This window comes from Nocardioides fonticola (assembly GCF_039536805.1).
Taxonomy (GTDB): Bacteria; Actinomycetota; Actinomycetes; order Propionibacteriales; family Nocardioidaceae; genus Nocardioides; species Nocardioides fonticola.
In genome coordinates this window covers 27,412-50,751 of the sequence record NZ_BAAAZH010000002.1, presented here as the reverse complement: position 1 = coordinate 50,751, position 23,340 = coordinate 27,412, and the positions used below count along the sequence as shown (strand labels likewise).

General features: G+C 71.9%; 18 protein-coding genes. 7 read left to right on the top strand and 11 right to left on the bottom strand.

The window, feature by feature from the left end:
• Nucleotides 1-309 precede the first annotated feature (309 nt).
• The 5 genes from ABD671_RS01875 to ABD671_RS01855 all read right to left on the bottom strand — a co-directional run bounded on the left by ABD671_RS01875 (nt 310) and on the right by ABD671_RS01855 (nt 7,742).
• A complete protein-coding gene (locus ABD671_RS01875) occupies nt 310-2,031 on the bottom strand; it encodes a GMC family oxidoreductase N-terminal domain-containing protein (RefSeq protein ID WP_344731506.1) in 1,722 nt (573 codons plus the stop codon).
• 4 nt (nt 2,032-2,035) lie between these two features.
• On the bottom strand, nt 2,036-3,658 hold the full coding sequence (locus ABD671_RS01870) for a succinic semialdehyde dehydrogenase (protein ID WP_344731505.1): 1,623 nt from the start codon (nt 3,656-3,658) through the stop codon (nt 2,036-2,038).
• A 291-nt stretch (nt 3,659-3,949) separates the two neighbouring features.
• The gene (locus ABD671_RS01865) at nt 3,950-5,404 is read right to left on the bottom strand and encodes an aldehyde dehydrogenase (protein WP_344731504.1); all 1,455 of its coding nucleotides are present in this window, start codon (nt 5,402-5,404) and stop codon (nt 3,950-3,952) included.
• Nucleotides 5,405-5,490: 86 nt separating this feature from the next.
• Nucleotides 5,491-6,603 (bottom strand): Rv3169 family protein, encoded by a 1,113-nt coding sequence (locus ABD671_RS01860; RefSeq protein ID WP_344731503.1) that lies wholly within the window; start codon nt 6,601-6,603, stop codon nt 5,491-5,493.
• The gene (locus tag ABD671_RS01855) at nt 6,600-7,742 is read right to left on the bottom strand and encodes a phosphotransferase family protein (RefSeq protein ID WP_344731502.1); all 1,143 of its coding nucleotides are present in this window, start codon (nt 7,740-7,742) and stop codon (nt 6,600-6,602) included. Before ABD671_RS01855 ends, ABD671_RS01860 begins: the two co-directional genes overlap by 4 nt.
• 249 nt (nt 7,743-7,991) lie before the next feature.
• On the opposite strand from ABD671_RS01855, the gene ABD671_RS01850 reads away from it, so the two are divergent.
• The 4 genes from ABD671_RS01850 (at nt 7,992) to ABD671_RS01835 (ending at nt 13,272) form a co-directional block, all read left to right on the top strand.
• Nucleotides 7,992-8,345 carry a YciI family protein gene (locus tag ABD671_RS01850; protein ID WP_344731501.1) on the top strand — a complete coding sequence of 118 codons (354 nt, stop codon included), beginning with the start codon at nt 7,992-7,994 and terminating at the stop codon, nt 8,343-8,345.
• On the top strand, nt 8,342-9,604 hold the full coding sequence (locus tag ABD671_RS01845; RefSeq protein ID WP_344731500.1) for an RNA polymerase sigma factor: 1,263 nt from the start codon (nt 8,342-8,344) through the stop codon (nt 9,602-9,604). The genes ABD671_RS01850 and ABD671_RS01845 overlap by 4 nt, the downstream gene beginning before the upstream one ends.
• Nucleotides 9,605-9,690: 86 nt before the next feature.
• A complete protein-coding gene (locus ABD671_RS01840; protein WP_344731499.1) occupies nt 9,691-11,199 on the top strand; it encodes a calcium-binding protein in 1,509 nt (502 codons plus the stop codon).
• 744 nt (nt 11,200-11,943) lie between these two features.
• Nucleotides 11,944-13,272, top strand: coding sequence for an HNH endonuclease signature motif containing protein (locus ABD671_RS01835; protein WP_344731498.1), 1,329 nt, complete (start codon nt 11,944-11,946; stop codon nt 13,270-13,272).
• Nucleotides 13,273-13,320: 48 nt separating this feature from the next.
• Here the strand turns inward: ABD671_RS01835 and rnhA are convergent, their stop codons facing one another.
• Nucleotides 13,321-13,821, bottom strand: coding sequence for a ribonuclease HI (gene rnhA / locus ABD671_RS01830; protein ID WP_344731497.1), 501 nt, complete (start codon nt 13,819-13,821; stop codon nt 13,321-13,323).
• Nucleotides 13,818-14,924 (bottom strand): GuaB3 family IMP dehydrogenase-related protein, encoded by a 1,107-nt coding sequence (locus ABD671_RS01825; RefSeq protein WP_344731496.1) that lies wholly within the window; start codon nt 14,922-14,924, stop codon nt 13,818-13,820. Before ABD671_RS01825 ends, rnhA begins: the two co-directional genes overlap by 4 nt.
• Before the next feature lie 70 nt (nt 14,925-14,994).
• On the opposite strand from ABD671_RS01825, the gene ABD671_RS01820 reads away from it, so the two are divergent.
• From ABD671_RS01820 to ABD671_RS01810, 3 genes are all read left to right on the top strand, one after another.
• On the top strand, nt 14,995-15,564 hold the full coding sequence (locus tag ABD671_RS01820) for a SigE family RNA polymerase sigma factor (RefSeq protein ID WP_344731495.1): 570 nt from the start codon (nt 14,995-14,997) through the stop codon (nt 15,562-15,564).
• Nucleotides 15,561-16,850 (top strand): hypothetical protein, encoded by a 1,290-nt coding sequence (locus ABD671_RS01815; RefSeq protein WP_344731493.1) that lies wholly within the window; start codon nt 15,561-15,563, stop codon nt 16,848-16,850. Before ABD671_RS01820 ends, ABD671_RS01815 begins: the two co-directional genes overlap by 4 nt.
• A 93-nt stretch (nt 16,851-16,943) precedes the next feature.
• Entirely contained in the window at nt 16,944-17,630 is a 687-nt protein-coding gene (locus tag ABD671_RS01810) for a hypothetical protein (RefSeq protein WP_344731492.1), read from the top strand.
• Between the two features lie 15 nt (nt 17,631-17,645).
• On the opposite strand, the gene guaB is transcribed toward ABD671_RS01810, so the two are convergent.
• The 4 genes from guaB to groL all read right to left on the bottom strand — a co-directional run bounded on the left by guaB (nt 17,646) and on the right by groL (nt 23,291).
• Nucleotides 17,646-19,148, bottom strand: coding sequence for an IMP dehydrogenase (gene guaB, locus ABD671_RS01805; protein ID WP_344731491.1), 1,503 nt, complete (start codon nt 19,146-19,148; stop codon nt 17,646-17,648).
• A gap of 25 nt (nt 19,149-19,173) precedes the next feature.
• Nucleotides 19,174-20,082, bottom strand: coding sequence for a GNAT family N-acetyltransferase (locus ABD671_RS01800; protein ID WP_344731490.1), 909 nt, complete (start codon nt 20,080-20,082; stop codon nt 19,174-19,176).
• Between the two features lie 82 nt (nt 20,083-20,164).
• Nucleotides 20,165-21,571 (bottom strand): FAD-dependent oxidoreductase, encoded by a 1,407-nt coding sequence (locus ABD671_RS01795; protein WP_344731489.1) that lies wholly within the window; start codon nt 21,569-21,571, stop codon nt 20,165-20,167.
• 100 nt (nt 21,572-21,671) lie between these two features.
• Nucleotides 21,672-23,291: a chaperonin GroEL gene (gene groL / locus ABD671_RS01790; protein ID WP_344731488.1), complete on the bottom strand. Its 1,620-nt coding sequence runs from the start codon at nt 23,289-23,291 to the stop codon at nt 21,672-21,674.
• Nucleotides 23,292-23,340 lie beyond the last annotated feature (49 nt).

The window sequence follows — 23,340 nt, the reverse complement described above, 5'->3', positions numbered from 1 at the left end:
AGGGAAACACCCGGGAAATGCACCAGGGCCCGGCCGGGGAGGGAGGGTGGCCGGGCCCTGAGCGTCCACGCACCTGTTGGACAGCGCTTGGACCGCGACCCGGCGATTGGGAGGGAGCATGACTGCCGGGTCCATGCTCCTCAACGACGCTCCGGGGCGGGGGTTACGGGGGGTGACGCGAGGTCATGGAACTTCTTCGACTGGTCTGGACCGGCCGTGTTCGTGGCCGGGACGCCGACGGCACCCGACCGCGTGCGGACGCGGGCCGGGGGCCGTCGAAGGACCGGGGGTCGGGGCGGTCGAGGCGGGTCAGGAGACCCCGACGATCGGCAGCCGCAGCGCCGCCGGCGCGGTGGCCGGGACGGCGGGACGCGCCGGCGCCACCGGCTCCAGGGGCTCGTAGGTCGCGCCCAGCGGCGGCCGCTTGTCGGCCTCTCCCTTGTTCGGCCAGAACGCCATGGCCCGCTCGGCCTGGGCGGTGATGGTGAGCGAGGGGTTCACGCCGAGGTTGGCCGAGATCGCCGACCCGTCGGCGATGTGCAGCCCCGGGTAGTTGTAGACGCGCTGGTAGGCGTCGATGACACCGGTCTCCGGGGAGTCGCCGATCGCGCAGCCGCCGATGAAGTGGGCGGTGAGCGGCATGTTGAACGGCTCGCCGATGTTGCCGCCGGCCGTGCCGCCCAGCACGCCGGCGATGCGGGTGACCGCCTCGTTGGCGACCGGGATCCAGGTCGGGTTGGGCGCACCGTGACCCTGGCGCGAGGTCATGTGCCAGCGGCCGGTGAGCTTGCTGCGCTTGCCGTAGGTGGTGATGGAGTTGTCGAGGCTCTGCATCACCAGCGCGATGACGGTGCGCTCGGACCAGTGCTTGAGGTCGTAGAGCGTGGTGAGGTTGCGCTTCTCCTTCCACATCTCCTTCAGCCACGCACGCCAGCGCGGCTCACCGGTGTCGCCCTCGGTGAGCACCGTCTGCATGAGCGCCATCGTGTTGAAGCCCTTGCCGTAGCGGCACGGCTCGATGTGGGTGTTCTCGTCGGGGTGCCAGCTGGAGGTGATGGCCACGCCGTAGGTGTAGTCGGTGGGGTCGGTCTTGGGCGCGATGGCACCGAGGATCGACTCGGAGTTGGTGCGCGAGAGGTAGCCCAGCCGGTCGGAGAGCGCCGGCAGGTGGCCCTCGTCCTTCATGCGGTGCAGCAGCTTCTGGGTGCCGAGCGAGGCCGCCGCGAGGACGACGTGCTCGGCGGTCAGCACGCGGGTGGTCTTCGCCGTGGCGCGCTTGGCCTTCGTGTACTTCACCGAGACCTCGTAGCCGCCGCCGGCCAGCGGACGCAGCCGGGTGACGGTGGTGAGCGGCATGATGCGCGCGCCGTTCTTCTCGGCCAGGTAGAGGTAGTTCTTCACCAGGGTGTTCTTGGCGTTGTGCCGACAGCCCGACATGCACTCGCCGCAGTTGGTGCAGGCGTTGCGGGCCGGGCCCTCGCCGCCGAAGAACGGGTCCTCGACCTGCTCGCCGGGGGCGGCGCCCGGACCGCCGAAGAACACGCCGACCGGCGTGGGGTGGAAGGTCTCCCCCACTCCCATGTCGGAGGCGACCTTCTCCATGACGTCGTCCGCGGGCGTGCGCACGGGGTTCTCGACGACGCCGAGCATGCGCTTGGCCTGGTCGTAGTACGGCGCCAGCTCGGTCTTCCAGTCGGCGATGTGACGCCACTGGGGGTCCTGGTAGAAGGCCGGGAGCGGCTCGTAGAGGGTGTTGGCGTAGACCAGCGACCCACCGCCGACTCCGGCGCCGGCCACGATCATCGTGTCGCGGACAGCGTCGATGCGCTGGATGCCGTAGCAGCCGAGGGCGGGGGCCCACAGGTAGCGGGTGATGTCGAAGGTGCCCTTGGAGAAGTCCTTGTCCTCGAAGCGGGCGCCCGCCTCGATGACGCCGACCTTGTAGCCCTTCTCGGTCAGGCGCAGGGCCGTGACGGAGCCGCCGAAGCCGGATCCGATGACGAGGACGTCGTAGTCGAAGGTGTCACTCATGGGTTCAGGCCCTTCCCAGCTTCTTGAGCAGTCGCAGGTTCGCGTTCATGACGGTGGCGTAGGACTTGTCGGAGAGCCCGAGCACCGGCGAGAACCGCAGCAGGCGCTGGGTGGCCACCGACTGGGACTCGGTGTAGCGGTGGATGCCCTCGCTGCCCTGGCGGCGGCCCATGCCGGACTCGCGCATGCCGCCCATCGGGGAGTCGATGCTGGCGAAGGTGGCAGCGAACGCCTCGTTGACGTTGACGGTGCCGCACTTGATCTGGCGCGCGATCTCGCGGGCCCGCGGACCGTCCTGGCTGTAGACCGAGGCGTTGAGGCCGTACTCGCCGTCGTTGGCGCGCGCCACGGCGTCGGCCTCGTCGTGGAAGCGGTAGACCGAGACGACCGGACCGAAGGTCTCGTTGCCGAAGCAGGTCATCTCGGGGGTGACGCCCTCGAGGATGGTGGGCTCGTAGAAGTACGGGCCGAGGTCGGGACGGGCACGGCCGCCGGCACGCACGCGGGCGCCCTTGGCGACGGCGTCCTCGACGTGGGCGACGACGGTGTCGAGCTGGTCCTGGGAGATGAGCGAGCCCATCTCGGGGCCCCACTCGAGCGTGGCGCCGAGCGCCATCGCCTCGGTGCGGGCGGCGAAGCGCTCGACGAAGCGGTCGTAGACCTGGTCGGCGACGAAGAGCCGCTCGATGGAGACGCACAGCTGGCCGGCGTTGGAGAAGGCCGCGCGGACGGCGCCCTCGGCGGCGCGCTCGACGTCGGCGTCGCGCAGCACGAGCATCGGGTTCTTGCCGCCGAGCTCGAGGGAGCAGCCGATGAGCCGCTCGGCGCAGGCCTTGGCGATGAGCTTGCCGGTGGCCGTCGAGCCGGTGAAGCAGACGTAGTCGGCCTTGTCGATGATCGACATGCCCACCCGCGAGCCCGGGCCGGCCACGACCTGCCAGAGGTCCTTCGGGAAGCCGGCCTCCTCGAGCAGCTGCGCGCCGAGCAGCGCGGTCAGCATCGTCTGGGCGTCGGGCTTGGTGACCACGGCGTTGCCGGCGAGCAGGGCCGGGAGGCCGTCGCACAGCGCCATGGTGAAGGGGTAGTTCCAGGGGCTGATGATGCCGACGACGCCCTTGGGGACCCGGTTGACCTCGACCCGCGTGAGCACCGGGACGACGCCGGACTTGCGCTGGGTGTCGAGGTGCTGGTGGGCGGTGCGGGCGTAGTAGCGCGCGGTGAGCGCGATGTGGAGCACCTCGTCGTAGGCGTGGCGTCGGGCCTTGCCCGACTCCCACACGACGAGGTCGAGGATCTCCTCCTGGCGGTCGAGCACGAGGTCGTGCAGCCGCATGAGGATCGCCGCGCGGTGGTCGATGCTGGTGCGCGCCCACGCCAGCTGGGCGCGGCGCGCCCGGGCGAACGCCTCGACGACGTCGTCCTCGCTGGACTGCGGGATGTGCGCGACCGGAGCGCCGTTGATCGGCGAGTGGCTCTGCTTGGACTCCCCCGTGGTCGACACGATGCGACCGGTGAGGCTCGCGACGTAGTCGGGCTCGAGCACGTAGGCCGCGGTGGGGTCGTGCTCGGGGTCGGCCGGACCGCCCACGAGGGGACCGCCGGCAGGGCTCGGAGTGGAGGCGCTCATACAGGCGAGGGTAGGTGAGGGACGTCTCGCGATGTACCCCTCGGTAACGAATCGTTCGCTTGACACAGCGAATCCGCATGTCAACCGCGGGAAAGTGGTCCAGACCGCGTCTCACTATGTGATGACGCGTGACCTCACATGGCCGGTCGGGCCCCGAAAGTTTCGGCGGGTACGCGCTGGATCTTTCGGTTCGCGTCCGAAGCTTCAGCCGGGCACCGAAAGTTTCGGCGGGTACCCGCTGAACCTTCGGCGGGTACCCGCCGAAACTTTCCCGGGGCACCCGCCCCGATCTCACATCGCCGGCGCGGCGGTGTAGATCGACTTCAGCTCGCAGTACTGGGCCAACCCCTCGGGACCGAACTCGCGGCCCAGACCCGAGGCCTTGTAGCCGCCGAAGGGGGCCGCGAAGTCCATCGTGTAGGTGTTGACGCCGTAGGTGCCGGTGCGCACGCCGCGGGCCACCGCGAGGCCGGCCTCGGGGTCGGCGGTCCACACGGTGCCGGCCAGGCCGTAGTCGGAGTCGTTGGCGATGCGGACGGCGTCCTCGACCCCGTCGTAGGCGATCACCGAGAGCACGGGGCCGAAGATCTCCTCCTGCGCGATGCGCATGCGGTTGTCGACGCCGGCGAACACGGTGGGCCGCACGAACCAGCCGCGGTCGAGCCCGGCGGGCATGCCGACGCCGCCGGTGACCAGCCGCGCCCCCTCCTCCTGGCCGAGCGCGATGTACTTCTCGACGCGCTCCTGCTGGCGCTGGGCGACCATCGGGCCGATCTCGGTGGCGGGGTCCATCGGGTCGCCGACCTGCATGCCGGCCACCGCCTCGCCGAGCGCATCGGCGAAGGACGCCTCGAGGTGACGCGGCACCAGCACCCGGGTCTGCGCCACGCAGGCCTGGCCGGAGTTCATCAGGCCGATGAACTTCAGGCCCTCGATCGTGGCGGCAAGGTCGGCGTCCTCGAGCACGATCGCGGCCGACTTGCCGCCGAGCTCGAGCGAGCAGCGCTTGAGCTGCTCGCCGCAGACGGCGCCGATGCGGCGTCCGGCCGCGGTCGAGCCGGTGAAGGCGACCTTGTCGACGCCGGGGTGCGCGACCAGGTGCTCCCCCACCTCGCGGCCGGCGGCCACCACGTTCACGACCCCCGCCGGGACGCCGGCCTCGGCGAGCAGCTCGGCCATGAGGTAGCCGTCGAGCGGCGACTCCGGCGCGGGCTTCACCACGACCGTGCATCCCGCGAGCAGCGCGGGCACGACCTTGGAGAGGGTGGTGAACTGCGGGACGTTCCACGGCGGGATCGCCGCGACCACGCCCACCGGCTCGTGCCGGACGACGACGGGCGCACCGAGGGCGCCGGGCCGCTCGGCCTCCCACGGGAACTCCCGCGCGATCGCGAGGAACGCCTCGATCTGCATCCACGGAGCCGGGCTCTGCGCGAGGTTGGAGAACGTCGTCGGCGAGCCCATCTCGAGGGTGATGAGCTCGGCCATCTCCACCAGCTTCGCGGCGTAGAGGCCCGAGAAGCGCTCGAGGACGGCGATGCGCTCGGCCGGCGTCATGCGCGGCCAGGGGCCCTCGTCGAAGGCGCGCCGGGCGGCCGCGACGGCGGCGTCGACGTCGGCGGTCGAGCCCTCGGGCACCCGGGCGATCACCTCCTCGGTGGCCGGGTTGACGACCTCGAGGACGGCGTCGGTGGCCGGGGCGGCCCAGTCGCCGTCGATGAAGAGGGTGTCGCGGTCGAGACTCATGGGGATTCCTCCACAGGCGGGGCTGATCGGGGTCGGCGGGGTCGGCGGGGTCGGCAGGGTCGGCGGGGTCGGTCGGGCGGAGATGCTCAGGGCGCGACGGCGAACCAGTCGCCGAAGCCGGTGGGGTCGTGGCGGCCGATCGCGAAGTGCTCGAAGAGACCCCAGCCCTCGTGGGTGCGGCCGTCCTCGGTGAGCACGGCGCGGCCGACGTGGTCGACGCAGCCGAACATGAACCGGCCCTGCACGGCGGGGTCGGCGAGGTCGTAGGTGAGGCGCTCGGCGAACTTCTCGCCCTTCCACATGCCGTGGGTCCAGTCGGGGTCGCCGCCGTAGCCGCCGCCGACGTGCAACGGAGCGGCGAGCAGCGAGGAGACCTCGACCTCGATCGGCGTCCCGGACGGCGTGGTGAGGTGCAGCGTCGCACCGGTGGGCGTGCGGGTGCCCGAGGTGTAGTGGATGCGCACCTGCGGCCAGCCCATCTGCTCGATGCGACCGTCGGGCCAGACCCGGTGGCAGTCGTTGAGGGTGCGGTAGCCGTTCGGGTCCTCCTGGAGGATCACCACGAGGGCGAACTCCTCGAAGCGCATGGGCACGTAGAGCCACCACATGCCGTCGAAGGGCGGGTCGGCCGGTGCCCCGGCGGGCTCGGCCTCGCCGACCGGGCGGATGCCCCAGGAGCGGTCGCGCGAGCCGACCCAGCGGTCGGGGGTCATCTCGATCCGCTCGCCGTCGATGACGAGGTGGCCGCTCCAGGTGCCGACCTGGGCGAAGCGCTGGGCGTCGAGGGTGACCCGCGACCCCGAGCGCAGGATGTGCCGCTCCTCCTGGATCACCGGGAAGGAGCCCTCCCAGGTGAGGTCGGCGCTGATGCCCTCGGTCTCCTCCAACCGCAGCCGGATCGTCTGCAGCGGCTCGATCACCTCCACGGAGTAGGCGCCGACGTGCTGGTTCATCCGGTCGCCGTCGCAGAGGTCGGAGAGGTGGACGGCGGTGTGCTGGCCGTTGCGGGCCACGAGCAGGTAGGCGTCCTTGGTGCCGAGGTTCGGGTAGTAGCCCAGACCGGTGATCACGAAGATCTCGCCGGTGCGGTCGTGGGCGTTGAAGTAGTTGCGGTCGTAGAAGTTGCGGTCGCTGGTGGCCGGCCACAGCACCGGCGCCGGCGACTGGTGGATCGGGAACTCGTCGAGGGGGGAGATCACGCGCCGGCCTCCGTCAAAATGCGCTCCACGAGCGGCTTGCAGTGGAAGAGGGACTCCAGGTCGTCGGGGCGTTCGATCTCCCCGAAGTGGATCTGTCGGGCACCGGTGCGCATGAAGACGATGCACCACTGCAGGCCGTTGTAGACGTGGTACCAGGTGAGGTCGCCGAGCGTCGTCCCGGTCATCCGCTCGTAGGCGGCCACGACGTCGTCCTCGGCCAGGAAGTGCGGCATGCCGGGCAGGCCGAGCATGCCGGCGATCGACTCGAAGACCTGGTGGGCGAAGAGCATCCAGGAGACGTCGAGCTGGCGCGGCCCGATGGCGGCCATCTCCCAGTCGAGCACCGCCACCGGCGCGAAGTCGCGGTACATCATGTTGCCGATGCGCGAGTCGCCCCAGCACAGGACGGCGTCCTCGTCGGCGGCGTCGGGCAGGTGCTGCTCGAGCCAGGCCAGCGCCCGCTCGATGAGCGGGGAGCGTCCGAGGTCGAGGACGGCGAACTCGTACCAGGCGCGGGTGCGGGCGAGGTTGCGGGCGAGCAGCGTCGGGCCGTCGTACCCGTGCTGACCGGGGTCGAGGAAGGCGAAACGTTGGCGGGCGTCGGGGATCGCGTGCAGCCGGGCGAGCACGCCGACCGAGTTCTCCTGGAGGGCCTGCTGCTGCTCGGGCAGGGCGTCGTAGAGCCAGTTGTCGCCGAAGTTGTAGGGCAGCACGTCGGGCGGGACGGCGCCGTCGATGCGGTCCATGAGGAAGAACGGGGTGCCGAGCACCGCACCGGTGGCCTCCATGTGGCCGACCGTCGGCACGGGGACGTCGGTGAGCTCGCCGACCAGGCGCATCGCCTCGTACTGGTCGCCGAGGTCGTAGCGCGGGAAGACCGGGAAGTCACCGGCCGCCGGGGCGACGCGGGCGACGTACTCGTCGTGGCGGGGCTCGCCGTCCTCGGTCCAGTCGACGTCGAGGATGAGGGTCTCCGAGCTCATGCCGTTGGCCGCGATGCCGGAGTGGAGGGTGACGCGCGGGTCGGCGCCCGGCGGGAGCAGGCCGCTGAGCCAGGCGGCGAGATCGGCGGGCACCGTGGCGGCGTCCCGGCTCGAACGCTGCATCTTCAGATCGGCGGGCGGCGGGGCCTGGGTCACGTTCTTCACCTCGCTGACGGGCCACTGTGCGATGTGACCCAGCTCTCAAACTGACACGCGTCAGCTTCATGGAACGTGTTCTAGTTCGTCAAGGTGCCCGTTCGGCACCCGCGCACCCCACGCTCCGGTCCAGACCGGTCGCGGCGAATTCGGGATGAATCCGACCGACTGTGTCCTCCCGGCCCGGTGCGGCTCCGTCATCCTCATGAGGACGACGCACGGTCGTCCCCGACACCGAGGAGAACGACCATGCCCCTGTACGCCGCCGTCATCTACTCCGCCGAGGACCTCGACTGGACCGCGCCCGAGCAGGCCGAGGAGATGGCCGAGTACGGCGAGTTCGGCCAGGCCGCCGCCGCCATCATCCGCGGCGGTGCCGCCCTGTTCCCGACCGCCACCGCCACCACCGTCCGCACCACCGGCGGCAAGGGTGGCGACGTCGTCACCACCGACGGCCCCTTCGCGGAGACCAAGGAGGTGCTGAGCGGCTTCTTCCTGCTCGAGTGCGCCGACCTCGACGAGGCCATCGCCGCCGCAGCGAAGATCCCGGCCGCCTGGAACGGCGGCGCCGTCGAGGTGCGCCCCGTCATCCCGATGGGATGACCTCGCACGACCCGTCGGGCCCGCCGTCCGCTCCGGCTCCCGCACCCGACGCCGCACTCGCGGCGCTGGTGCGGGACGCCGGGCGCGACGTGCTGGCCACCCTCGCCCGGCACGTCGGCGACCTGGCCCTGGCCGAGGACGCCGTCCAGGACGCCGTCGTCCGCGCACTGGAGACCTGGCCCCGCGACGGCGTCCCCCCGAACCCCGTCGCCTGGCTGCGTCTCGTGGCCAAGCGGCGGGCCATCGATCTGCTCCGCAGCGAGACCAGCCGCGGAGCCCGGGAGGAGCGTGCCGTGCACGACGACCCCGACCTCCGCCCCGGCTGGGCCGACGAGATCGAGCCCAGCGTGCTCCACGACGACCTGCTGCGGCTGATCTTCACCTGCTGCCACCCCAGCCTCGCTCCGGCCAGCCGGGTCGCGCTCTCGCTGCGCACGCTGTGCGGGCTCTCCGAGGCCGAGATCGCCACCGCGCTGCTCAGCACCGAGGACGCCGTCGCGCGCCGGCTCGTGCGGGCGCGCCAGAAGATCCGCCAGGCGCGCATCCCCTACCGGGTGCCGGCCGACCACGAGCTGCCCGAGCGCTGGGACGCCGTCCTGGTGACGGTCTACCTGCTCTTCAACGAGGGCTACGCCGCGAGCGGCGGCGAGGCGCTGCTGCGTCCCGAGCTCGCCGAGCAGGCCGTGCGGTTGGCGCGGCTGCTGCACCGTCTGGAGCCGGGCGATACCGGCGCCGCCGGCCTGCTCGCCCTGCTGCTGCTCCAGCACTCGCGCCGCGACGCCCGCCTCGACGCCGACGGCGTCCCGGTGCTGCTGCCCGAGCAGGACCGCTCCCGCTGGGACACCGCGGCGATCACCGAAGGCGTCACGCTCCTCGGCGACGCGCTGCACCGCTCAGGCGACCGGCCGCACCGCTTCGTCGTCCAGGCCGCCATCGCGGCCTGCCACGCCCTCGCCCCGCACTGGGAGGCGACGGACTGGGCGGCGATCGTCTCCTGGTACGACGTCCTGCTCGCCGTCGACCCCTCGCCCGTCGCCGCGCTCAACCGCGCCGTCGCGATCGGCGAACGGGACGGCGCCGAGGCCGGGCTGGCCGCGATCGACGCCGTCCCCGATCTCGAGGAGTACGCCTACCGGCACGCCGCCCGCGCCGTCCTGCTGCGACGGCTGGGTCGGGAGGAGGAGGCCGCTCGGGCGGACGCGACCGCGGCGGCGCTTCCGCTGAACGAGGCGACGCGGGGGTTGCTGGATCCGGCTTGAGTCGGCATCGAGCGCCCCGAAGAGAGGAGGGACACCCACCCTGAGGGGGGTGCCGTCCGCCGTGCTCATCGAGGTGGGGTGACGCGATGCCACACCTTCTCGGGAACAGCATCCTCGCGCTCGCCCTCGGCTGGGCCACCTGGACCGGCGCCGCCGTCCCCACTGCGGCCGCACCGACGGACAGCGCGGCCGACACCACCTGCGACGGCCGCGCGGCCACGATCGTGGCGACCGCCGACGATCAGACCATCGTCGGCACCGACGGACCCGACGTCATCTCGTCCGCGGGATTCCGAAGGGTCACCATCGATCCGGGCGGCGGGGACGACGTCGTCTGCAACTACCTGACCGGCTTCGTCATGTACCGCGAGTTCGGGAGGGTCCTGGCCTCCGAGGGCGATGACACCATCCACGTGAGCGCGAGCATCCGCGCCGCCGGCGGCCCCGGAGCCGACACGCTGGTCGGCACCGGCGCGAAGGTTCAACTCTCCGGAGGCGACGGTCCGGACCACCTCTACCTGGGTCAGCCCGATCCGGGCGCCGCGCCCCCCACGTCGGCGAGCTTCTCGACCGCCGACGGTGGGCCCGGCGACGACGTGATCACCATGACCGACAACCTCTCCACCACGGGAGCCGGCGGCGACGGGAACGACCAGCTGATCGTCCAGGGCACCGGGTCCGACACCACGGCCGCTCCCGGTCTCGGCGATGACACGGTCACCGCCTCCCCGGGCTCGGGTGCGATCCTGGGCTACAGCGGCCCTGAACCCCTCGACTTCCAGGTCGCCGATGGCGTGGTCGACGGCGCCGGCCACGACACCTTCAGCGGGGTCACCGCCTTCTCCGGCGGCACGGGGGCCGACATCTTCCGGGGCACCGACAACCCGGAGATCTGGATCGACCATGACATCCCGACCACCCACCGTGGCGCCGACGTCATCGACGGCGCGGGCGGCGACGACACGCTCAGCACCGTCTTCGGCACGATCGACGCGGGCGCGGGCGCGGACACCGTCACGGTGCGCGCCGGTACGGCTCGCGGCGGCGAGGGCGACGACACCCTGGCCATCGACCAGTCGGGAACCGCGATCGGCGGCCCCGGCGACGACTCCATCCGTGCCAACTGGTCCGGCGTGGAGTACACCCGCTTCGACGGCGCCGCGAGCTTCGTCGAGCGGGGCGGCGCCGGCGACGACGTCCTCTACCCGGCATCCGCGTACGACGCCGGGGGCGATGGCCAGGAGGACCGCTGCACTTCAGGCGAACGGTGCCGCACCCGGGTCGCGGGAGGCGACGGCCGCGACACCGTCAGCATCACCGGCAAGGGGAGGGCGACCATCGATCTCGCAGCGGGTTCGGTGCTCTACGGCAACGGCCGCGGACGGATGACGAGCATCGAGGTCGCCCGGGGCAACGAATGGGCCGACCGGCTGCTCGGCACCAGCGGAGCCGATGAACTGATCGGCGGCTTCGGCAACGACGTCCTCATCGGTCGGGGCGGGCCCGACAGGCTCATCGGCGACCAGGATCGCGACATTGCCTACGGCGGACCGGGGCGAGATGTCTGCCGTGCTGAGGTGCGGAGGTCCTGCTGAGGTTTGCGGTGGTCGAGCCCGCCTCCGGGTCGAGCGGTCGAGGTGCGAGGCGCCCCGGCCCCGAGCCGCGAGACCCGGCGCGGTGGACGCCGACGGCGGGGACGTCGTCGTTGCTCCGTGCCTGCTCCCGGCTGCCTCGCTCGCTGCGGTTGAAAGGCGCTGGCTACGCAGGTGGGCAGTTGCCGCCGCTTCTCGGGTGCGGGGGTCTCGCGGCTCGCACCTCGACCACCGATCGCTTCCGGTGGTCGAGGTGCGAGGCGCCCCGGCGCCGAGCCGCGAGACCCGGCGCGGTGGACGCTGACAATGGGGACGCCGTCGTCGCTCGGTGCCTCATCCCGGCCTTCGGGCTCGCTTGGGTTGAAAGGCGCCCACTACGGCGATGCCGGGTTGCGCTCGGCGTTCGGGTCGCCACTCGCTCCGGGTGAAAGGCGCCGGCTACGCGGGTGGGTGCTTGCCGCTGCCACTCGGGTGCTGGGGTCGCGCGGCTCGCATGCGCTCGCACCTCGACCACCGACCGAGCCCGCTTCCGGTGGTCGAGGTGCGAGGCGCCCCGGCGCCGAGCCGCGAGACCCAGCAAGACGAACGCCGACAGCAGGGACGATCTACGGCTCCCGACCGGTGGCTGAGGTGCCCGAGCCCCCGGGCGAGGGCCTCGAAGCCCAGGAGGCCGGACAGCCGCCAGAACCAACGAGATTCAGACCGTCGAACCCTTGTATTCGAACACATGTTCGAGTAGACTGAGGCATGGCCTCCACCACCCCGCACCAGGAAGAACTGGACCCGCGTGACCCGCGGTCCCTCCTGGTCCTCGCGCGCGATGCGCGGGTGGTGGCCGAGGACGCCGAACGCTCCGTATTCATCGCCGCCGCCCGCTGGGCCCTCGCCCACCCCGCGGCTGATGAGTGGGACAGCGCCTGTGTTCCCGGGACCGAACGCGAGGTGGCGATCGCCGGCCAAGGCGCCCCGTTGGTGGCGGAGTTCTGCATCGATGAGTTCGCCGCCGCGATCGGCCTGTCGACCGATGCCGGGCATTACTACATCGGCGACGCCCTCGAGCTCGCCGCTCGGCTGCCGCGGTGCTGGCGACGGGTGGAGGCCGGTGAGGTGACGGTGTGGCGGGCCCGGAAGATCGCCCAAGCCACCCGCCTGCTCTCACCCGAAGCCGTCGCACTGGTCGACCAACGCTTGGCGTCGTTCGCGCACTCCATCGGCGGACGCGGCATCGAGCAGACCGTGAAAGCCGCCGAAGCAGAAGCCGACCCCGAGGTCCTGCGTGCGAGGCGGGAAGCTGCCGACGACAAGCGGCACGTCACCATCTACTCCCGGCACGTCGACTTCCACGGCCGCGTCGACATCGAAGGAGCCCTCGACCTCGCCGACGCCTTGGACCTCGAGGACGCCCTCGCCGCCATCGCCTCCCAGTTGAAAGACCTGGGTTGCGAGGAGTCGTTGGACGCCCGCCGGGCTATGGCCCTCGGCGAACTCGCACGACGCGAAACACCCCTCAGCTTCCCGGCAGATGCCGCGTCGGTGGCCGAGCCGGTGCGCAGCAAGCGGACCCTCCAGCTCTACGTCCACATCAGCCACGCACCCGGCCAGAACCCCTTCGGGTCGGTGGCCCGGGTCGAGAACACCCGCACCGCGATCGACCTCGACACCCTCCGCTCGTGGTGCACCGACCCCGACACCCAACTCGTCGTCCGGCCCGTCCTCGACCTCGCCGAACACCGCAGCAGCGAGTCCTACGAGATCCCCACCCTCCTCCGCGAACAGGTGATCCTCCGCGACGTCACCTGCGTCTTCCCCCACTGCACCAGGCCCGCCAGATCAGCCGACATCGACCACATCGTCCCGTGGGATCAAGGCGGAAGCACCAGCACAGACAACCTCGCCGCGCTCTGTCGACATCACCACCGTGTGAAGACCCACCACGGCTGGACCTACACCAGCACCAGCGGACCACCCGGCACCGACGGCTCCAGCTATCTCTGGACCAGCCCCCACGGCCAGCACTACCTCCGCACCCCCACCGGCACCACCACCCTCAGCAGACCCCTCACCACGACAGCCTGAACCCCACCACCCGGGTTCGGGCCTGTCGTGCTGCCCGGAGACCGGTACTCAGGAGCCAGCGGCGTCGCCGAGCCGGGCAGCCTCGACGGCCTCCTCGAGACCGCGGGCGGCGAGCCGGTCAGCCCGCTCGTTGCCCTCGATGCCGGCGTGCCCCTTCACCCAGAGCCACTCGACGTCGTGACGTGCGGTGGCGGCGACCAGGGCACGCCAGAGGTCCTCGTTCTTCACCGGCTGCTTGGCCGAGGTGCGCCAGCCGTTGCGCTGCCAGGTGGCCACCCACGAGGTGACCCCGTTGCGCACGTAGGTGCTGTCGGTGTGGATGCGCACGGTGACCGGGCGCTTGAGCGCGCCGAGCGCCTCGATGGGCGCCATCAGCTCCATGCGGTTGTTCGTGGTCGTCTCGGCGGTGCCGCCGCAGAGTTCGAGTTCGTGCGGCCCCTGCCGCAGTAGAGCACCCCAGCCGCCGGGGCCCGGGTTGGGGATGCAGGCGCCGTCGGTCCAGATGTCGACGACGTCGTCCGCGGGGTCGGGGCCGTCGGCCGAGCTCACTCGACGACGACCTCCACCCGCTGGAACTCCTTGACGTCGGTGTAGCCGGTGGTGGCCATCGAGCGCTTGAGGGCGCCGATGAGGTTCATGGTGCCGTCGGCGACGTGCGAGGGACCGAAGAGCACCTCCTCCATCGTGCCGACGGTCTCGAACGGCACCCGCATGCCGCGCGGGAGGTCGGGGTGGTGGGCCTCGGTGCCCCAGTGGAAGCCGCGACCGGGGGCGTCGCTGGCGCGCGCGAACGGCGAACCGACCATGACGGCGTCGGCGCCACAGGCGATCGCCTTGGCGATGTCGCCCGAGCGGCCGATGGAGCCGTCGGCGATGACGTGCACGTAGCGGCCGCCCGACTCGTCGAGGTAGTCGCGGCGCGCGGCGGCGACGTCAGCGACGGCCGAGGCCATCGGGACGGCGATGCCGAGCACGGTGCGGGTGGTGTGGGCGGCGCCGCCGCCGAAGCCGACGAGGACGCCGGCGGCGCCGGTGCGCATGAGGTGGAGGGCGGCCTGGTGGGTGGCGCAGCCGCCGACGATCACCGGCACGTCGAGCTCGTAGATGAACTGCTTGAGGTTGAGCGGCTCGGCCTGGCCCGACACGTGCTCGGCACTGACCGTGGTGCCGCGGATGACGAACATGTCGACGCCGGCGTCGACGACCGTCTTCGCGAACTCCTTGGTGCGCTGCGGGGAGAGGGATCCGGCGACCGTGACACCGGCGGCACGGATCTCGCGCAGCCGCTCGGTGATGAGCTCGGCCTTGACCGGCTCGGTGTAGATCTCCTGCATGCGGCGGGTCGCCTCGGGCCCGTCGAGCTGGGCGACCTCCTCCAGCAGCGTGGTCGGGTCCTCGAAACGGGTCCACAGACCCTCGAGGTTGAGGACGCCGAGGCCGCCGAGGCGTCCGAGGGTGATCGCGGTGGCCGGCGACATCACCGAGTCCATGGGGGCGGCGATGACGGGCAGGTCGAAGCGGTAGGCGTCGATCTGCCAGTGCGTGCTGACCTCCTCGGGGTCGCGCGTGCGCCGCGAGGGCACGATGGCGATGTCATCGAAGGAGTAGGCACGCCGTGCGCGCTTGGCCCGGCCGATCTCGATCTCGGTCACCGTGGAAGCCTATCGAGGAAAATCCCCGAAGCAGGCAACCAGGACGCCGTCCCGGACGGTGGTAGGGGGCATGAACACGATGATCGACGAAGGGTCGACCGCGCTCTCGGGTGCGCGACCGCGCGAACGCGCGGACTTCGACAGCTTCGTCGCCGCCCGGTCGACCGCCCTGCTGCGGCTGGCCTACCTCCTCACCCGGGACCACGCACTGGCCGAGGACCTCCTCCAGACGGCCCTGACCAAGAGCTGGTTCGCCTGGTCGCGCATCGACGGCGAACCCGAGCCCTACGTCCGCAAGGTGCTCGTCAACACCTTCGCCTCCTGGTGGCGGCGCAAGTGGAACGGCGAGATCGCCGGCGGCGAGCTCCTCGACCTCGAGGGGGACGCCGCCCCCGACGCCTACGCCGGCAGCGACACCCGCGCCGACCTGTGGGAGGCGATGGGACGCCTGCCTCGCCGCCAACGCGCCGTGATCGTGCTGCGGTTCGTCGAGGACCTCAGCGAACGCGAGACCGCCGACCTGCTCGGCGTCTCCCCCGGCACCGTCAAGAGCCAGACCTCCAAGGCCCTGGCCAAGCTCCGCATCGACCCCGCCCTCGCCAGCGAGCGGCCCACCACCGACGAGGAGGCGACCCGATGACCGGGCTCGACGAACTCCGCTCCACCCTGCGCGCCGAGGCCGACGGACTCACCGACACCGGCCTCGCCGCCCGCACCGACGCCGTCCACGGCCGCGTGCGCATCGCCCGACGTCGCCGTCGGGCCGGCGTCGCCGTCGCAGCCGCCCTTATCGTCGGCGGCACCGCGCTCACCACGCAGGTGCTCGACCGCGACGGCGGCCGCATCGAACCCGCCGAGGAGATCCTCGGTCAGAAGGTCCCGACCGACATCCGCATCGACGGCGTGCGCTACCACCTCACCGACACCCCCACCCTGGCTCCGGGCAAGCCGATCGATGTCCCCGGCTCGGGCAAGGAGGCCGTGCTGACGTCCCTGATCGCGACCGACCTCGACGACGCCGCGAGCTACGCCTCGTCGTCCGAGCCGCGTGCACGCCTGTGGAGCAACGGGGTGACGCCGCCGACGTGGGCGAGCCCCGGCGAGCGCGTGCAGGTGCGATCGAGCGATCCCGACGCCCGCTTCGCCTTGGCGGTCTACACCCCGACCGACGACATCGGACCGGCGGTGACCGGCAACGGGGTCTCGTTCCGCCGCAGCATCGGCGACGACCGACTGGTCGACACTGCGTTCACCGACGAGGGCGAGGCGCCTCGGCTGACGGCCGATCTGCCGCGCAATGGCCAGTACGACCTGTCCCTGGTCTGCGTGAGCAGCCGTACCGGGCTCTGGGCCCGCTTCACCGAGAGCGGCGGCACCACCTATTCCCAGCGATGCCGGACGACGGTCGACGCACTACCCGAGTCGGGGAGTTACGGCATCGCGACGGGTCCGACCACCGCCGTCACGATCGAGGTCACCGACGGCCGCGGCGGACCGGTGGTCACCGACCCGAGCGCTGCGGAGCTGAGCCTCGGCGTGTACCGCCAGCGCCCGACGCAGTACGAGGACGTCCTCGGTCAGCAGGCGCCGCGCTACGCCACCTTCGGCACCCGCCGTTTCGTGCTCGAACGAGCGATCGGGCCCGCCGAGGCACAGAGCGGCTGGATCGTCGACACCGCGCGCGGAGCCGACGGTGACCGCGTCATCGGCGTCCTGTCGATCGGCGACAGCGGCAGCGACGACGCGATCGCGGCCGCGTGGCGTGGCGCGACCCAACGGGGTGCCACCGCCTACATCTCAGGGGTGGCGGGCGGCTCCACATCGGCCGGGCTCCTCCTGTCCGGTGAGCGCACGAAGGTGCGTGTCCGCGACGTCGCGGGACGTCCGGCCGAAGGGGTCATCCTCATCTACCGTCCGATCGACTGAACCGACGGCAACCACTCCCCCGATGCGGGCGTCCACCCTCCGGTGGGCGCCCGCGTCCGCCGTCCGGATCCCCGACAGACGAAGGACAGACCGATGCTCCCGACTCCCCTCTCCCGCCGGATCGCCCGGTGGTCGCCCAGCGCCCTCCTCGCCGCCCTCGTCGCCCTGCTCGGCGCGCTCGCGACCGTGCTCCTCGCCCTCCCGACCGTGACCGCCGATGCCGCGCCGCCCCAGACGACGGCCAGCGTCGTCCGCCCGGTCACCGCCGACGGCACCCCCGCGGAGGGGTGGACCGTCGAGCGGCTCGGGGTGAAGGTCGACTGCGACGGCTCCGCGATGCCCGCCGTCGACGGCGGCATCGCCGCCTGCTTCCCCACCGCCGTCGGTCTGCGGGCCTGCTGGGCCTCGGGCCCCCACCACGCGCTCTGCCTCCAGGACGCCGGCACCGAGCAGAAGCTCGTCCGCGTGCGCGTGCACGGCGCGTTCCCCACCGCGACCAAGCCCGCCGTCCCCGAGCCGCTCGCCCTTCACCTCGCCGACGGCCAGGACTGCCTGCTGCGCATCGGCGGCGCCTGGGGCGCCCCGAAGGACCACCCGAACTGGATCGGCCACTACTCCTGCACCGACGGCGCCGTCTACGCCCCGGCGAAGTCCATCACCGGCATCGACCAGCGCGGACCCGTGTGGAAGGTGAAGGTGTGGGACGGCAAGAAGACCATCACGAAGGTGCGGGTCGTCTCGGCGTCCTTCGTCGGCACCGCCGAGACCGCACCCCAGTGACGATCAGGTGAGCCCTCAGAAGCCCGAGTAGTTCGGGGCCTCCACGGTCATCTGGACGCCGTGGGGGTGGCTCTCCTTGAGCGAGGCGGAGGTGATGCGCACGAAGCGCCCCTTCTCCTGCAGCTCCGGGATCGTGCGGGCGCCCACGTAGAACATCGACTGGTTGAGGCCGCCGATGAGCTGGTGGGCGACCGCGGAGAGGGCGCCGCGGTAGGCGACCTGACCCTCGATGCCCTCGGGCACGATCATGTCGTCGGAGGTGACCTCGGCCTGGAAGTAGCGGTCCTTGGAGTAGGACTTCTTGCCGCGGCTGCTCATGGCGCCGAGGGAGCCCATGCCGCGGTAGGACTTGTACTGCTTGCCGTTGACGAACACCAGCTCGCCCGGCGACTCCTCGCAGCCGGCGAGCAGCGAGCCGAGCATGACGGTGTCGGCGCCCGCGACGATCGCCTTGGCGATCTCGCCGGAGTGCTTCATGCCGCCGTCGGCGATGAGCGGGACGCCGGCGGGCTTGGTGGCCAGCGAGGCCTCGTAGACCGCGGTGATCTGCGGGACGCCGACGCCGGTGACGATGCGGGTGGTGCAGATCGAGCCCGGGCCGACGCCGACCTTGACGGCGTCGGCGCCGGCGTCGACGAAGGACTGGGCGCCCTCGCGGGTGGCGACGTTGCCGCCGATCACCTGCACGTGCCGGGTCGCGGGGTCGGTCTTGAGGCGGCGCACCATCTCCAGCAGCATCGCGACGTTGCCGTGCGCGGTGTCGGCCACCAGCACGTCGACCCCGGCCTCGACGAGGGTGGTGGCGCGCTGCCAGGCGTCGCCGAAGTAGCCGATGGCAGCGCCCACGAGCAGACGGCCCTGGGCGTCGTAGGACGCCTTGGGAAACTGCTCGCCCTTGACGAAGTCCTTGACGGTGATGAGCCCGGTGAGCCGGCCCTGCTCGTCGATGAGCGGCAGCCGCTCGCGCTTGTGGGCCCGCAGGAGGGCGGTGGCCTCCTCGCGGCTGATGCCGGCCGGGCCGGTGATGAGCGGCATCTGGGTCATGACCTCGTCGACCTTGGTGGTGGCCCACTCCGCGACGGGGGTGAACCGCAGGTCGCGATTGGTGATGATGCCCAGCAGCCGCATGTCGGCATCGACGACCGGCAGGCCGGAGACGCGGTACTCGCCGCAGCGGCGGTCGAGCTCCTCGAGGGTGGCGTCGGGGCCGATGGTCACCGGGTTGGTGATGATGCCGGTCTGGGTGCGCTTGACGAGGTCGACCTGGTAGGCCTGGTCCTCGATGGAGAGGTTGCGGTGCAGGACGCCGAGGCCGCCCTGGCGGGCCATCGCGATCGCCATGCGCGACTCGGTGACGGTGTCCATCGCGGCGCTGACCAGCGGCACCTGGAGCGAGATCTCCCGGGTCAGCCGCGAGGTGGTGTCGATGTCGGCCGGCGCGAGGTCGGAGTACCCCGGCAGCAGCAGCACATCGTCGTAGGTGAGGCCCAGGGCGGCGAACTTCTCGGGGATCTCCACCGCTGCATCGTAGTCGGCGAGGGCCTCACTCCCCCAACGGCCGCAGCTCCTTGACCGGCACCCGCACGGTGAGGGCGTCGGCCGCCATCCGGATCCGCCCGCGCATGCCCGCGGCGAGCACCATCGGGAGCACCGCCTGGTTGTCCGAGCGCGTGGTGAGCAGGATCTCCTCGGCTCCGAGTCCGCTCGCGAGCCGGGCGGCGTCGACGAGCAGCCGGGTGCCGATGCCGCGGCGCTGCCAGGCGGGATCGACCCGCAGGCTGACCGGCCGCACCGTCGGGTCGTCGTCCTCGGCCGGCTGCACGGTGGCCAGGCCGACCACCACGCCGTCGATGATCGCGGCCACCGAGTCGCCGTCCACCACATGCTCGGGGACGGCGCCGGTGCCCATCCGCCGGGCGGGCGAGGCCGCGATGGCCGAGAGCCCGGCGGCCTCGGAGGTCGCGCGGGTGCGCTGGAGGACGTCGCTGACGAGGTCGGCCATCGCCGCGCCGCGGGCCCGCTCGACGTCGGTGAAGGGGGCGGTGCGCCGCACCTGCACCTGAACGTCGCCGACGGTCATCTCCATGGCGTCCTGCACGGGCGCCGTCCCCGGCAGGGCGTCGGCCTCGGCGTCGAAGAGCTGGGCCACCACCTCGGGGAAGGATGCCGGCTGCGCGAGGATCGCGCGGGCGGCCTGCACGTAGCGGGTGGGCTGGTCGAGCAGCGCCGCCTCCGCACACGGCTGCGCGGTGAGCAGGGTCCAACCGGCGCGCTCGACCAGCGCAGCGAGGTCGGATTCCGACCAGTCGTCGGGCGTCGCGAGCACGAGCTCGTCGGTGACGGCGTCGGTGCCCGGGAAGATCTGCAGACCCTTGATGTCGACGCCCGCCTCGGCGCTCTCGCGCGCGAGCGCGGCCAGACCACCGGGTCGATCGGGCAAGCTGGTCCGCACGCGCCACAACATGGCGCCACGGTCCCCGGCGGGTGTTGCCGGACCGCGACCGGCGTGTTTCACCCGTGAAAACGACTGCTGCTCAGATCCGTTCGGCGAGGCGTCGGGCTGCGATCTGCACGAGGTCCCACACGGTCGCGAAGGGCGGCGCGTAGGCGAGATCGACCGCCGCGAGGTCGTCGACGCTGCCGCCCGCCCACAGGACGGCGGCCGCGGTGTCGATGCGTTTGGCCGATCCCTCGCCGCCGGCGATCTGGACGCCGAGCAGACGACGGGTGCGCGCATCGGCACAGACCCAGACCGCGGCCGTCGCGGCATCGGGCAGGTACCCGCTGATCACCGAGCCCTCGGTCAGCAGCGCGGTCGGGCGGAACCCGGCGTCGGCGGCCTCGCTCGTGCCGAGGCCGGTGCGCGCGACCTCCAGCAGGTGCCCGGCGTGCCGGAAGCGGGTGATCGCGGTGCCCAGCGCACCCTCCGACCGGGAGCTGCCGCCGGCCAGGTTGTCGCCGAGCACGCGACCCTGCTTGTTCGCGTGGGTGCCCAGCGGGATGAAGACGCGGGTGCCGAGCATGCGGTGCCGCACGGTGGCGCAGTCGCCGGCGGCCCACACGTGCGGACCCAGCCGCTGCCGATCGTCGGGGTCGAACGCTCCGGCCTCGCCGCGGGGCAGGTCGCCGCCGACGATCTCCAGATCGGTGCGGGGATCGACACCGGTCGCCAGGACGACGAGGTCGGCCTGCGTCGTGCCCGAGGGGCAGCGCACCGCCGCGACCGCGCCGTCGGCACCGCGCTCGATCCCGTCGACCCGGGCGTGCTCGTGCACCGTGATGCCGGCCGCTCGCAGCGTGGCGGTCATCCGCTGGCGCACCGGCGTCTCGAAGCCGGGAAGCACCTCGGCGGCAGCGAACAGTGCGACCTCGCAGCCGCGATCGGCGAGCGCCTCGGCCATCTCGACGCCGATGTAGCCCGCGCCCACGATCGCCGCGCGCGGCGGGTGCTCCCCCGACCACTCGTCGAGCAGAGCCCGCCAGGCCGCGCCGTCGTCCAGGGTCTTGACCGGGAGCATGCCGGGCACGAGGACGCCGTCCTCGTCGCGTGCCCAGTCGGGGATGCGAGGAGCGGCGCCGGTGGCGATCACGAGCTCGTCGTAGGAGAACCGCTGCGACTGGCCTTCGGCGTCGACGGCGGTCACCTCGCGGGCGTCGAGATCGACCCGCCGCGCCCGCACTCCGGTGCGCAGGTCGATGCCGCTCTCGCGATGCTCCGCGGGGAAGCGCGCCACGAGGTCGTCGCCCGAGGCGACCAGACCCCCGATCCAGTAGGGCAGGCCGCACGCCGAGTACGAGGTGTGCTCGGTCGCCTCGAGCGCGGTGATGCGCAGCGTGCGGCCGAGGTCGCGGGCCCGGCGCAGCGCCTGATGGGCCGCGCTCATACCGGCCGCGTCGGCTCCGATGACGAGGACGTGCGGGGCGTCGGCCGAGTCGCTCACCCCGTCACGCTAGCGGGCGGGCCGAGGGGCGGGGGAAACGGCGGACGCCGCCGATCCCAAGGGATCGACGGCGTCCGGGTGCTTCTGCGCAGGCGCGGGCTCAGTGGCCGTGACCGTGGCCGTGACCGGCCGCGGCGGGCTCCTCCTCCTCGGGCTTGTCCACCACGAGGGTCTCGGTGGTGAGCAGCATCGCCGCGATGGAGGTGGCGTTGACGAGCGCCGAGCGGGTGACCTTGACCGGGTCGAGGACACCCTGGGCGACGAGGTCGCCGTACTCGCCGGTGGCGGCGTTGTAGCCGTTGCCGACGCCGGCCTCGCGGACCTTGGAGACCACGACGTAGCCGTTCTCGCCACCGTTCTCGGCGATCCAGCGCAGCGGCTCGTCGGCGGCCTTGCGCACGATGCGCACGCCGGCGGCCTCGTCGCCGGTGAGCCCGAGGTCGTCCTCGAGCACCGAGACGGCGTGGACGATCGCGGAGCCACCGCCGGGGACGATGCCCTCCTCGATGGCCGCGCGGGTCGCGGAGACGGCGTCCTCGATGCGGTGCTTCTTCTCCTTCAGCTCCACCTCGGTGGCGGCGCCGACCTTGATGACGCACACGCCGCCGGCCAGCTTCGCGAGACGCTCCTGGAGCTTCTCGCGGTCCCAGTCGGAGTCGGTGTTCTCGATCTCGGCCTTGATCTGGGCGACGCGACCCTCGACCGCGGCGGCGTCGCCCGCGCCGTCGACGATGGTGGTGTTGTCCTTGGTGACCACGACGCGGCGGGCCTGGCCCAGCACGTCGAGACCGACCTGGTCGAGCTTGAGACCGACCTCGGGCGCCACCACGGTGCCGCCGGTGAGGATCGCGATGTCCTGCATCATCGCCTTGCGGCGGTCGCCGAAGGCGGGGCTCTTCACCGCGACGGCGTTGAAGGTGCCGCGGATCTTGTTGACCACCAGGGTCGAGAGCGCCTCGCCCTCGACGTCCTCGGCGAGGATGAAGAGGGGCTTGCCGGCCGCGATGACCTTCTCCAGCAGCGGGAGCAGCTCGGCGATCGCCGAGATCTTGCCCTGGTGCAGGAGGATGTAGGGGTCGTCGAGGACGGCCTCCATGCGCTCGGGGTCGGTGACGAAGTACTGGCTGATGTAGCCCTTGTCGAACTGCATGCCCTCGGTGAAGTCGAGCTCGGTGCCCATGGTGTTGGACTCCTCGACGGTGATGACACCGTCCTTGCCGACCTTGTCGAAGGCCTGCGAGAGCAGGTCGCCGATGTGGGCGTCGCGGCTGGAGATCGTGGCGACCGAGGCCATGTCCTCGACCGACTCGACCTCACGGGCCGCCTCGCGCAGCGCCTCGCCGACGGCGGTGGCCGCGGCGTCCATGCCGCGCTTGAGGCCCATCGGGTTCGCGCCGGCGGCGACCGCCCGCAGTCCCTCGTGGACCATCGCCTGCGCGAGCACGGTGGCGGTGGTGGTGCCGTCACCGGCGACGTCGTTGGTCTTGGTGGCGACCTCCTTGGTGAGCTGGGCACCGAGGTTCTCGAACGGGTCGTCGAGCTCGACCTCACGCGCGACGGTCACACCGTCGTTGGTGATGGTCGGGGCGCCCCACTTCTTGTCGAGGACGACGTAGCGGCCCTTGGGGCCGAGGGTCACCTTGACGGCGTTGGCGAGCGCGTCGACGCCGCGCTCGAGGGCACGGCGGGCGTTCTCGTCGAACTCCAGGATCTTGGGCATCTGGGACTGCTCCTTGGCAGAGGGAAAAGCAGAGGAGAAATGGGACCAT